This is a genomic window from Pseudomonadota bacterium (assembly GCA_039714795.1).
Lineage (GTDB): Bacteria > Pseudomonadota > Alphaproteobacteria > JAGOMX01 > JAGOMX01 > JBDLIP01.
The window spans coordinates 1-12,819 of record JBDLIP010000044.1 but is presented as its reverse complement, the minus strand read 5'-3'; the positions used below and the strand labels follow the sequence as shown (position 1 = coordinate 12,819).

The window sequence follows — 12,819 nt, the reverse complement described above, 5'->3', positions numbered from 1 at the left end:
AGCAGCAAGTAATAAAGGATTCATGGATTGTAACATCACATATTTGCTACAAATATGCAAGATTTGCGGGTTTGATCGCAGGGTTGTTCAGTGAACAGCCCTGGGTTCGATGGTTCCTAGAGGAACTGGGGCGGTTACCCGCCACAGTTTACTCGACGATCATTTAACCCAATTTTCTTGATTTTTGCCCGCCCCTTAGGTACGATGCCCGCATGCAACGAGTGAAACAGTTGACAACTCAGGTCAAGAAATTATAGTTTTGCAAGGTCTTAAGAAGGCGATTGGAGCGAAATTTAAGCACCATCGACCTGTGTAGTAGATGATCATAGCCGAAAGGAATAGATGCATGTCCGATATTGCCAGCCGTGTTAAGAAAATTGTTGTTGAGCAACTAAGAGTTGAAGAAGTTAAGGTCACTGAAGGGGCCAGCTTTGTCGATGATCTGGGCGCTGATAGCCTAGATACAGCAGAGCTTGTGATGGAATTTGAACAAGAATTTGACTGCGAGATCCCCGAAGAAGATGCCATCAAGATCCGTACCGTTAAAGATGCCATTGCTTACCTGACGGAGAATGAAAAAGCCGCTTAGGTTTATCCAACCGGAGTTTATTTCTAATGAGACGTGTTGTTATCACAGGTATTGGTGCAGTAACCCCTCTGGGAGGAAACACTAAATCTTCCTGGCAGAATCTGATTGCTGGAAAATCCGGCATTCAAAAGATAGATACATTTCCGGTTGATGATTTGGCAGCTCATATTGCAGGACTTGTTCCTCAAGGTGATACGCCAGAGACATTCAACCCGGATGACTGGGCCCCACCCAAAGACCAACGTCGTATGGGCCGGTTCATTATTTACGGAATTGCAGCCACAGACCACGCACTCCAGGATTCCGGTTGGAATCCAAAAGATGAAGAATCACTGGAGCGTACTGGCGTTATGATTGGATCTGGAATTGGTGGTCTAGAAAATATCTATGAGACCTCGGTCACATTAGAGCAAAAGGGTCCAAGACGCGTCAGCCCATTCTTTATTCCTGCAACGCTCATTAACCTGACATCCGGCAACATCTCAATCCGCTATGGGTTTAAAGGACCAAATCATTCAACTGTTACTGCCTGTGCTTCTGGTGCGCATGCCATTGGTGATGCAGCCCGGCTCATTAGATTTGGCGACGCTGATGTGATGGTTGCCGGTGGCACAGAAGCAGCTGTTTGCCGCTTGGGCATTGCTGGCTTTGCCTCAGCACGAACCCTCTCTACACACTTCAATGATACCCCAGAACAAGCCTCTCGCCCTTGGGATCAAGATCGTGATGGGTTTGTCATGGGTGAAGGCGCTGGCATTCTCATCCTTGAAGAACTCGAGCATGCCAAAAAACGAGGTGCTAATATTTATGCCGAAGTTACCGGCTATGGCCTGTCTGGGGATGCATACCACATTACGGCACCCGCAGAAGATGGATCTGGCGGTTATCGAGCCATGCGCGATGCGCTCAAGTATGCACAATTGAATCCCGAGGATATTGACTACATCAATGCTCATGGCACATCTACCCCTGTTGGAGATCCAATCGAAGTCAAGGCTGTTAAAAAGCTGTTTGGTGACCACGCCCATACGTTATCTGTGTCCTCAACCAAGTCTGCCATAGGTCATTTGCTCGGTGCTGCAGGCGGTGTTGAAGCGGTTTTTTCGGTTCTTGCTTTGCAGCATGGCATCATGCCTCCTACCTTGAATTTGGATCAACCATCTGATGATTGCGATCTAGACTTTATCCCGCACACAGCTAAAGAAAAAAACTTGCAACATGTGATGTCCAACTCTTTTGGGTTTGGTGGCACCAACGCCTCGGTTGTCTTTTCAAAGTTTGCGTAAACTGATGAGCTGGCGATCCTGGACCGCCAGTAGTTTTCTTGCTGTAACTTGTCTACTTGTAGCTCTGGCAATAGGACTCTTTGTAAGACATTTTTCACAACCAGGTCCTCTCAGCCAACCGCGCACGGTGATTATTTCTCAAGGGCAAACGTTACCTAAAATCTCAAAACTACTGACCCAACACGGAGTGCTAACGAACTCCATGCTGTTTTCCTGGCACGTACGCTTGCGCGGGGCTGCACAAAAGCTTCAGGCCGGGGAATATCAATTTGCCTCACACATAACACCTGAGCAAATACTGAATGCCCTTATTTTAGGAAAAACGGTTAAACATAACTTTACGGTACCGGAAGGAATGACAACCTTTCAGATCCTGGACAAGCTTAACCAACAAGAATTGTTATCTGGAGAGTGCTCCATCCCCATCGCTGAGGGGGAAATCCTGCCAGAAACTTACTCCTTTTATCTAGGTGAAACCCGCAACAAACTGCTTGAGCGCATGCGCCAGGCTATGACAGAGACCTTGCAAAAATTGTGGATCAATCGTGATCCGGGGCTACCGCTGCAATCAGCGCAAGATGCTCTTATTCTTGCCTCAATTGTTGAAAAAGAGGCCAAACTTGCTCAAGAACGCCCACGCATCGCTGCTGTATTCTTAAATCGTCTCAAAAAAGACATGCAGCTGCAAGCCGACCCAACAGTCATTTATGGCTTAAATCTAGAGCGTAACCAGCCTACCCAACAATTGACCAAAAAAGATCTAACGCACGCATCGCCCTATAATACATACATGCGCGCTGACTTGCCTCCAACACCAATCTGTAACCCGGGTTACGCCAGCATTCATGCTGTACTCCACCCCAGTAAAACCGATGAGCTCTATTTTGTAGCTGACGGCACCGGAGGCCATGTTTTTTCCAAAACTTATCAAGCGCATAAACAACATCATCAAAATTGGCGAAAAGTGCGACGCAGTCTTGATCTGTAGCCTGATGCTGACACTACCGACACATCTTTTGACTGCCATCGAAGCTGAACTAAGTCAAATACCCACCCATGAACTTATCACTGCTGCAGATGAACTGTCACAGTTCTACCGTAGCCCTCGACATAATCCGTTTATTCTCAAACCGCTCCACTGTCTGGCTTATCTTGCCGTGCGTTTGCCTGCAACTTTTATGGTGGCTACTGTCGTCTGCGCGCGATTGCCACAACAAATGACAAGCCTACTTGACTGTGGAGCAGGACCGGGAACCCTATTATGGGCGCTCTCCAGCCTGCAACACCCGCTAAAACAAGCAACGCTCTACGAACGTGATCGCTCTTTTGTGGCTCTGGGGCAGCGTTTACAAAAATCCATGCCTGATACTCAAACGATCGACGTCGATTGGCGTACCATCACTTTACAAACTCAGGATTCGTTTCCCTCCCATGATATCGTCAGCATCAGCTATGTCCTTAATGAGCTTGACCTATCTAGCCAAAAGCAACTGATAAGCCGAGCTTGGAGTGCAGCCACCCAAGCTGTTGTCATCATTGAACCCGGGACGCCTCAGGGATTTAAGAGCTTGTTACAAGCGCGCCAGCAACTGATTGATCAGGGTGCCTGCATATTTGCTCCCTGTCCGCATAATCTCACATGTCCAATGGCTGGAGGAGAGGACTGGTGTCACTTTTCTGCAAGACTTCCAAGATCCTCTTGGCATCGCCAAATCAAACAGGCTCAATTGGCTTTTGAGGATGAAAAATACTGCTATTTAATTGCAACTAAAGAAAAATCACACGAAGCCAAGTACCGCATCATCAAACGTCCTTTAAGAAAATCTGGGCACGTTACACTTGATTTATGTACCCCTTCAGGGTTAAAGCGTAGTACACTCTCGAAAAGAGACAAGATTATTTACTCCAAAGCACGAAACGTGGTTTGGGGAGATACTTGGATATAGGTCCTGAATCGCAAAGATTTTCCAATTCGCGCGACTACGTCGCGCATTTGGAAAATCAGCGTTCAGGATGACGAACACGGAAAAACGATGAGCATAGATTTAGGATTCAGCAAACCACCCGAAAAAACCCGCATCGTGGTTGCCATGTCAGGCGGCGTTGACAGTTCAGTCACCGCAGCCCTACTGGCAGAAACCGGCTACGATGTAATTGGCATGACCATGCAATTGTATGATCATGGCCAAGCAATTGGCAAAAAAGGAGCCTGCTGTGCCGGCCAAGATATCTATGACGCGCGTCAAGTTGCCGATCGCCTTGGGTTTCCGCATTATATTCTAGACTATGAAAGCAAGTTTAAAAGCTCGGTCATCGATGATTTTGCTGACAGCTACGTACAAGGTTTTACCCCTCTGCCTTGTGTACGTTGCAACCAAACTGTAAAATTTCAGGACTTGCTAAATGCAGCAAAAGACCTAGACGCTGATGGCATGGCCACCGGCCATTATGTAAGGCGAATACAGGGAGTTCTCTGTTCTGAACTGCACAGTGCTGTCGATGATGGCAAAGATCAAAGTTTTTTTCTGTTTGCCACTACGCTACCTCAACTCGATTTTCTGCGCTTTCCTCTTGGCGATTTACCCAAAAGTGAAACCCGCAAGCATGCCCAGCGGCTTGGATTAAAAGTTGCTGACAAACCCGACAGCCAAGACATTTGCTTTGTGCCTAATGGCAACTACGCCAGCATTGTCAACAAACTGCGCCCAGGCGCTGTAGATCCAGGCGATATCGTGCACGTAAATGGAGAAGTCTTGGGGCAACACCAAGGCACCATTAATTACACCATTGGTCAACGCCGAGGGTTGGCCGTTGGCGGGCACCCTGATCCGCTTTATGTTGTTAAGATTGATCCTGAGAAAAAACAAGTCATTGTAGGGCCACGTGAATATCTTGCCTGTGATCGCCTATCTTTAAAGGATGTGAACTGGCTTGACAGAGATTACTATCTCAATCAACCTCTCGACCTAATGGTCAAAATTCGATCGACCCAGAAAGCAATGCCGGCCATCGTCACATTGGAAGATACTGACAAGGCAAGCGTTATTCTCAATGAGGCTGATTACGGCATTGCTCCTGGTCAGGCCTGTGTTTTTTATGCTGGCAGTCGAATGCTGGGAGGAGGCTGGATTGAAAGTGCACCAACTCTTGGTTTGTTTTCATAAAGTATTGCAACGCCGCACAATAAAACCACAGCCGCCCAGGCCTGATGAACCACACCTAAAATCATTGGAACAACAAGTAAAAGAGTACTCACACCTAAAATCACTTGCCCAATAATCGCCAAAACCAGTCCCGTTCTGAACATTGAAGTTTCAGCATGCCTTGTGCTCCACCACCATAACAAAGCAACGCCACAGCTGATCAATGCCAAAAATCGATGTGTCGCCTGGACCAGCACGGGATTTTCAAAAAAATTTACCCACCAGGGGCGAAGAGCAAAGGCCTCTGGCGGCAGCCAATATCCTCCCATATCTGGAAAGGTATTATAAATGAGTCCGGCCTTTAAACCCGCGGTCAGACCGCCAAAAATAACAGTCAACACAATGCAACCCAAAAGCACCACCTGTAGCCACCAAGCTGACCGCGAGGCTTGTTTGTGAGCTTGCGTCTCCGGCTGCCACAAATCCAGAATCGTCCAAAGGAGGACAGCTAAAATCAGAAAGGCGAGCAACAAATGTGCTGTCAAACGATAAGGGCTCACCCACGGATCATGCACCAAGCCACTTTTAACCATATACCAACCCATAGCCCCTTGACTAATCCCTAGCCCCCAAACGAGTACAAAGCGTTTCCATAAAAGCCTCAAGTCAGCTTTGATGAGGCACATGATCGTTGGCACCAGCAAAACCACTCCAATCAATCTTCCTAAAAAGCGATGCCCCCACTCAATCCAATAGATGAACTTGAAATCAGCAAGAGTCATATCAAAGGTCACCTTTTGAAATTCTGGAAACTGTTGATAATCAAGAAAAACCTGTTGCCATGCCGCACGGGTCATCGGCGGCAACAAACCAATCAACGGCTGCCACTTAACGATGGAAAGCCCTGCTCCAGAAAGCCGGGTTACTCCACCCAAAATCACCATACCCCACACCAAAACAGCGCATGCAATCAGCCAGTAAGCGATCGGGTGATAACGGGGCAAACTTGATTGCATCAGGTTTCCTATTGGTGATGTATTTGTTTGGTAGAGAGAATAGCATACAAACACTAGTCTTGGTTAAGATCGCAGATTAGACTGCAAAGAGCAATATCCGGGATGAAGACCGTGGCAGTGACAAGACTCTTCTGCTTAGTCGTTTGTGATATGGGGGTGTTTGTGAATTTTATCATATAATAATCTTGTACCCATTTATCCCGTCAAAACGTTGTTATACAAGGCAGAGTTGTTATTAAATTCAAATTCAGGTTAAACCAAGCTTAAAACTGTAGGTTATTTCGCGTCCATTCCTTAGTGCCATTGGCTTTTTATACTTTTTGCTTCCAGCAATTTTGGTTTATTTCCCGAGATTCCCATTGCATGTCGGGTTAAGGCGCGTTTCAATGGTTGGGTATTGTTGATAACTCGCATGCCAATACGACGTATGCTTCGAATAATTGGTGAACGGTATGAAAACGCTCGCACAAGTCCATCGGTCATGGAAATGAAAGAGAGAACATCAAAGCGACGCCAACGTTGGTATTTTTCCAGTGTCATATCGTTTCCGATATCCAATCCAAGACGATGGGTATCATGGATCACTTCGGCTAATGCCGCAACGTCTCTAAGGCCAACGTTTAAACCTTGACCAGCTATTGGATGCATGACGTGGGCGGCATCACCAATAAGCGCAACACGTTTGTCAACAAACCTGCGAGCAAAAAGCACTGATAATGGGTAAACTTGACGTGGAGTGACGTGCGTAAGAGCTCCAAGTGTGTCACCGCATTCTTGCTGTAGGCATCCCATAATCTCTCGATCTTCCAGTTTTCCAAGGTGAGCGGCTTGATGATGCGGACACGACCAGACGATTCCTGAAGCGTTACCTGGCATGGGGAGCACCGCAAAGGGGCCTGACTCCAAAAACCGTTCATGGGCAACACCGTTGTGTGGTTTTTTATGGGTTACAGTGCATATCAGAGCCGACTGCGGATAACTCCATTGTGTCACTGGTAAATCGGTTAGAGAACGCACTTTGGAGTTACGACCATCTGCGCCTATGCATAAATTTGCTCGAATTTCACGGCCATCTTCAAGGTGCGCTTTGATATGAGATGTCGTCAGTTCAAGTTTTTTGAGTATTGCCGGCGCCAACCAGCGAATATTTTTACAAACGTGAGTATGATTTTGCAGAGTGTGGCGCAAAACACCATTGTCGATCATGTGTCCCATTGGGGCATTTTCTGCAACGTCCTGACATGTATAATGCAGGATTGCAGGAGAATTGTATTCTGAAACACAGATATCCAAAATGGGCTGGGTGTAGGGTTCTAGTTGCGCCCACAAATTTAGTGCTTTAAAGAGATTGCTCGAACCATAGGAAATTGCTGTGGTGCGTAGATCTTTGCTATCTATCTTGCAAGCTGGAGCAACGTGATCGAGAATGATGATGTTGAGCCCTAGGTTACCCAGAGCAATGGCAAGGGTTGATCCAACCAATCCTCCTCCAACAATCAAAAGATCACAGCGGATAATCTGAAAATTTTTTGTTTGGTTTGTTTTCATTGTGCTATAAACACTCTTGTACGTCAAAGGGGTGAACCGATACTAGATGAAATATACTAACATATCCTTGCGTCTTGGAGGAAAAAGGCTCCCACGATTTGTAATGTCTGTTTGCCTTTTATTGCACTCAATAATGATCGAACCGCTGTTTGCAGCCCAAGAAATAAAACCGCAGCACGCTATTGCTATGCATGGAAAACCGAAATATCAATCGGGTGAAACATTTTCTTACATCAATATTAACGCTCCAAAAGGGGGAGCAATCCGCTTTGGTGTTGTAGGCAGTTTTGATTCGCTCAACCCATTTGTTACCAAGGGAGAACCAGCAGCAGGGTTGAGTAACCTTGGCAGAGCTCCTGTTTATGTGTATGAAACGTTGATGGTGCTCTCAAAAGATGAACCTTTTACGGTTTATGGACGTTTGGCTGAAACTGTTGAAATGCCAGTGGATAGATCTTGGATTATCTTTAACCTGCAATCAGAGGCGAAATGGGCAGATGGCAAGCCTGTCACAGCAGAAGATGTTGCCTTCACTCACAAGCTGCTTTTAAAAAAAGGCCTGCCAAACGTTCGCCTATTTTACTCCAAAGTAGCAAAGGTTGAGATCTTAGGTTTGAGGCGTGTCAAATTTTCTTTTAATAAACTTGTAAATGAAGATCGTTATGATCCTGAAGCACCTTTGTTGATGAGCTTGATGACTGTTTTGCCCAAACATGTTCTTGCTGGCAAAGACCTGGAAAAAATTACGCTCACGCCGATTATGGGCAGTGGTCCCTATAAAATAAAATCTTTTCAGCCTGGCAAATCGATTTCTTACGAGCGCAGGAGAGATTATTGGGGCTGGCAGATCACAGTGAATCAAGGTGTGTACAACTTTGATCGTATTCATATTGACTATTACCGCAATTCTCAGGTGGCACGCGAAGCCTTTAAAGCTGGTTACTATGATGTAAGAGGTGAGGTAGAGCCGGTGCAATGGAAACAAATGCAACAATGGGCGCCTGTAAAACAACATCAGATTATTTTGCAAGAAATTCCCCAAATGCAGCCTGTGGGCGTGTATTCGATGGTTTTCAACACAAGGCGTGCTCCTTTTAATAACCCGCTTGTGCGACAAGCCCTAAGTTATGCTTTTGATTTTGCATGGGTTAACAAGAATTTGTTTCATGGTTTTTATACGCGAACTTGTAGTTTTTTTGACAATACCGAAATGGTTCATCATGGCCCGCCTAAGGGAAAAGAATTAGAAATATTAGAGCCATTTCGAGATCAATTACCTGAGGCTGTTTTTTTGCAAGATTTTAAGCCGCCCAAAGAAGACGGCCCCCTTAAGCGTAGACAAAATTTGCGCATAGCTAAAGCGCTGTTGCTTCAAGCTGGATGGAAAATTTCAAATGGCAGGTTGGTTCATACGAGAAATAAAGTGCCCCTGGAGTTTGAAATTCTGGCTCATCACCCTAGAGAAGAAAAAGTGGCTTTGGCCTTTGTGCGGAATCTGAAATTGTTAGGTATCAGTGCTCGGGTTCGTATTGTTGACAGCGCACAATACACAAACCGCCGGCTACAGTTTGATTACGATGTCTTAATGAACTTAAGCTGGGGGCAAACGGCATCTCCGGGGCGTGAGCAATCATTTTACTATAGCTCTAGAGCAGCTGATGAACCAGGCAGCCGAAATTACCCAGGAATAAAGGATCCCGTTATCGACAGTTTGTGCGAGAAGATTGCAACAGCTCAAGACCGAGAAACACTTGTAGCTGCAGCACGTGCTCTGGATAGGGTTCTCGCTTCGGGGTATTATGTGCTATTCTTGTATCATCAAGATAAGAACTATTTGGCCTATTGGGACAAGTTTGATCATCCTCCTTTTAAGCCGGATGTGTCGGTTGGACTCACCGGCTGGTGGCAAAAGGAGATTGAACAAAAGCAGATGGCACATTCTAAATTCAGGTAATTCGTAGAGATGGCAGTAAAAAAACACCCCTTTCATATTGTTGATCCAAGTCCGTGGCCCTTTGTGGGGTCTATGGCTGCTGTTGTTTTGGGTGTGGGAGCTGTTTTGTATATGCACCACCATGGTCCCTGGATTTTATTGGCAGGCCTTGCTTTTTTAGTCTTCACATTGGTTGGTTGGTGGCGCGACGTCATCCTTGAAGCGACACCAAAAAATCATACTCCAGAGGTTCGGCGCGGTTTTCGCTATGGTATGGCTCTGTTTATTTTGACTGAGATAATGTTTTTTGCCTCTTTCTTTTGGGCCTATTTCAATGCCAGCCTTTTTCCGCCTGAGGCGATAGGTGGAGTCTGGCCGCCAAAGGGTGTGCAAACGATTGATCCTTTTGGGCTGCCCTATCTCAATACACTTTTATTGTTGTTGTCAGGCACAACCGTAACTTGGGCGCATTTTGATCTGACCGAAGGCAATATTAAGGGGATGATCGACAAAACTGGATATACCATTCTTTTGGGTGTTGTTTTCTTGGGCGTGCAGGCCTATGAGTATCATCACGCTCAGTTTGCCTTTACTGATGGAATTTACTCTTCGATTTTTTTTATGGCTACCGGTTTTCATGGGCTTCATGTCCTCGTAGGTGCTATTTTTCTAATAGTGTGTTGGTTTCGTGCCCGTAGGGGACATTTTCAGCCACACAATCATTTTGGTTTTGAAGCAGCAGCTTGGTATTGGCACTTTGTGGATGTTGTTTGGCTGTTCTTGTTTGTAAGTATTTATTGGTGGGGATCTGCGTGAGCCGTTTGAAATGGCCTGGCTTCCCATACAAGCGCGAACCCAAGATGTCGGATTTTATGATAATGCAAAGCGCGCAGTTTACAACTGTAAATGAGCACTTTAAGCGTATCAGAAAACCGAAAGCTTGGGGTCGTTTTGCAAGCTTTAGTATTTTTTCGATTTGTATCATAAATCTGTGCATTGGTTTGGGAGTCTGGCAATTGCAGCGCCTGGAGTGGAAAACCAAACTACTCGAGTCTTTATCCGATACCAAACCCTCCTCTTATACAAAATTTCCCCAAAATCAGACTCAGGTGTGGCAGGAATTTTCTAAAGTTATTATGATCGGCACTTATCTGCCAGATCTGGAAATAAGGTTGCAGCCACGGGTGCGTCAGGGAAAAGTAGGGGCTCATCTATTATCAGCGCTTTTAACATCATCAGGGCAACTTGTATATGTGTTGCGGGGCTGGATTCCACTTAACTACGTTGCCGTACCTTTTAAGGGTTCGTCTCAAGTGTTTGGAATTATAAATTTTGCTCCCAAACCCAGATGGTTTATTCCCAAAAATAACATACACTCGGGTGCGTGGCACACGATTGATTTTGAGGATATTCAAGCCTTTCTTGCGTGGAAAAATCCTGAACTGATGGATCAGGTTGCTCCATTTTATATTCTAGAACAACCGCAGCAGCGACAGCAATCTGCCCCAATTCCCTTGGGAATCAAAAGAAACATTAAGAATGATCATTTGCAATATGCGATCACCTGGTTTATGCTCGCCCTTTGTATTCTACTGATATACCTGTGCTGTGCATGGAAACACGTAAAAAATGCTTAATACCGAAATGAAATCAAAACCTCTGTTTCCTGATACGCTAGAAGTGCTCATTTACACTTGTAAACTGCGCGCTTCTCGCTATCATTAAACTAGAGGTTTTGATTTCACGAGAGTATACCAGTGCAGATTCAGTTTAATATTTTTGTGGAAAAACTTTTTTAAGAGTTTAGGATGGTCGAACAAACACAACTTGCCAATGGTCTTACAATTGTTACTGATTGCATCGATACGGTTGAAACCGTTGCCGTGGGAGTGTGGGTAGCTGCTGGCACCAGGCACGAGCGCGCTGAGTTCAATGGCGTGGCACATATGCTTGAGCACATGGCTTTTAAGGGGACGCACAACCGCACTGCACAAGATATTGCCCAAACCATTGAAAATGTTGGGGGTTACCTCAATGCTGGAACCTCGCGCGAGTCCACGGCTTATTATGCACGCATGCTGAAAAACGATCTGCATGTGGGTATTGAATTGCTTGCTGACATTTTGCAAAACTCGGTTTTTGCAGAAGATGAGTTTGAGCGTGAGCGCTCAGTTGTGCTGCAAGAAATTGGACAAAGCCATGATGCACCAGATGATATTATCTTTGACTATTTTCAAGAAACTGCCTTTCCCAAGCAAGCAATGGGTCGCTCAATTTTGGGGACCAATTCCATTGTTCATAACATGAACCGTGAAACTTTGGTTCAGTATAGGGACCATTTTTATTCAGCACCCCGTATGATCTTGGCAGCTGCAGGCAACGTAAGCCATGACGAATTATTAAAGCGGGCAGAAATGTATTTTGATCATTTACCTACAAATGGAAAGGTTGAGGTTGAGCCTGCATCTTATGTTGGTGGTGACTTTCGTATGCAACGAGATCTCGAGCAAGTTCATGTATTGATGGGCTTTAAGGGGCGCTCTATAAAGCACGACGATAACTATGCTGTGGCGTTGTTGGCTACCATTTTGGGTGGTGGGATGTCATCACGCCTCTTTCAGGAAGTTCGCGAAAAGAGGGGGCTAGTTTATTCGATTTATGCATTTAAGTCAGCTTATAGTGACTCTGGGATGTTTGGGATTTATGCCGGCACTGCACCCAATCAAGTACCTCAATTGTTACCAATCGTGTGCTATGAATTGGTCAAAGCCACTGAAAACTTGACAGACGAAGAGATTACAAGATCCCGCACGCAACTTAAAGCAAGCCTAATGATGGGGCTTGAAAGCACCACAGCGCGCTGCGAACACCTGGCACAACAGATTCTTAATTTTGGAAAACATATTCCGACTCAGGACATTATTGCAAAAATTGATGCTGTGAGTAAGGATGACCTATATCGAGTTGCCCAAGATGTATTCTCTTCTAAGCTGACCTTTGTAGCCACAGGACCTATAGGTGAGGTTGAGGTATTCGAGAGAATTGAAGAGAGATTGCCCAGCGTACTCTCTTCGGATAAGCTGAGTGTGGTTAACCTGTAGTGAGGTTATCATAGAGTGCCCACCTTTTTGCTGATTTTTTAGCCGGTTTTTTTGTTTAAAGATCAGGTAGCCGATATACTCTCGTGAAATCAAAACCGTAAAATTTAACCCAAGTTCAGTGATCGGTGCTGTGAAACCGTTGGCAAATAAGGGATCGTTTTTAAAAATTTGCCTCTCCAGTCACTACAGATTTTGCCCCCCTC

11 protein-coding genes are annotated in these 12,819 nt (G+C 45.5%); 9 read left to right on the top strand and 2 right to left on the bottom strand.

Going from position 1 to position 12,819, the window contains the following annotated elements; all coding sequences use genetic code 11:
* Positions 1 to 346 precede the first annotated feature (346 nt).
* From ABFQ95_04670 to mnmA, 5 genes are all read left to right on the top strand, one after another.
* Positions 347 to 589, top strand: coding sequence for an acyl carrier protein (locus tag ABFQ95_04670; protein ID MEN8236819.1), 243 nt, complete (start codon positions 347 to 349; stop codon positions 587 to 589).
* 26 nt (positions 590 to 615) lie between these two features.
* Complete coding sequence (fabF, locus tag ABFQ95_04665) at positions 616 to 1,875, top strand: beta-ketoacyl-ACP synthase II (protein ID MEN8236818.1); 1,260 nt, start codon at positions 616 to 618, stop codon at positions 1,873 to 1,875.
* 4 nt (positions 1,876 to 1,879) lie between these two features.
* Positions 1,880 to 2,863: an endolytic transglycosylase MltG gene (gene mltG / locus ABFQ95_04660; GenBank protein ID MEN8236817.1), complete on the top strand. Its 984-nt coding sequence runs from the start codon at positions 1,880 to 1,882 to the stop codon at positions 2,861 to 2,863.
* Entirely contained in the window at positions 2,853 to 3,821 is a 969-nt protein-coding gene (locus ABFQ95_04655) for a small ribosomal subunit Rsm22 family protein (protein MEN8236816.1), read from the top strand. Before mltG ends, ABFQ95_04655 begins: the two co-directional genes overlap by 11 nt.
* 87 nt (positions 3,822 to 3,908) lie before the next feature.
* Positions 3,909 to 5,039, top strand: a complete 1,131-nt coding sequence (gene mnmA, locus ABFQ95_04650) for a tRNA 2-thiouridine(34) synthase MnmA (protein MEN8236815.1) — start codon at positions 3,909 to 3,911, stop codon at positions 5,037 to 5,039.
* Here the strand turns inward: mnmA and ABFQ95_04645 are convergent.
* Positions 4,970 to 6,034: a COX15/CtaA family protein gene (locus ABFQ95_04645; GenBank protein ID MEN8236814.1), complete on the bottom strand. Its 1,065-nt coding sequence runs from the start codon at positions 6,032 to 6,034 to the stop codon at positions 4,970 to 4,972. The two genes, mnmA and ABFQ95_04645, sit on opposite strands and share 70 nt — an antisense overlap.
* Before the next feature lie 294 nt (positions 6,035 to 6,328).
* The gene (locus ABFQ95_04640; protein MEN8236813.1) at positions 6,329 to 7,582 is read right to left on the bottom strand and encodes a UbiH/UbiF/VisC/COQ6 family ubiquinone biosynthesis hydroxylase; all 1,254 of its coding nucleotides are present in this window, start codon (positions 7,580 to 7,582) and stop codon (positions 6,329 to 6,331) included.
* 133 nt (positions 7,583 to 7,715) lie between these two features.
* Between ABFQ95_04640 and ABFQ95_04635 the strand changes: the two genes are divergently transcribed.
* The 4 genes from ABFQ95_04635 to ABFQ95_04620 all read left to right on the top strand — a co-directional run bounded on the left by ABFQ95_04635 (position 7,716) and on the right by ABFQ95_04620 (position 12,616).
* Complete coding sequence (locus ABFQ95_04635; protein MEN8236812.1) at positions 7,716 to 9,536, top strand: extracellular solute-binding protein; 1,821 nt, start codon at positions 7,716 to 7,718, stop codon at positions 9,534 to 9,536.
* 9 nt (positions 9,537 to 9,545) lie between these two features.
* On the top strand, positions 9,546 to 10,331 hold the full coding sequence (locus ABFQ95_04630) for a cytochrome c oxidase subunit 3 (protein MEN8236811.1): 786 nt from the start codon (positions 9,546 to 9,548) through the stop codon (positions 10,329 to 10,331).
* A gap of 62 nt (positions 10,332 to 10,393) precedes the next feature.
* Positions 10,394 to 11,152: an SURF1 family protein gene (locus tag ABFQ95_04625; GenBank protein MEN8236810.1), complete on the top strand. Its 759-nt coding sequence runs from the start codon at positions 10,394 to 10,396 to the stop codon at positions 11,150 to 11,152.
* A 171-nt stretch (positions 11,153 to 11,323) separates the two neighbouring features.
* Complete coding sequence (locus ABFQ95_04620) at positions 11,324 to 12,616, top strand: pitrilysin family protein (protein MEN8236809.1); 1,293 nt, start codon at positions 11,324 to 11,326, stop codon at positions 12,614 to 12,616.
* The last annotated feature ends 203 nt before the right edge of the window (positions 12,617 to 12,819 follow it).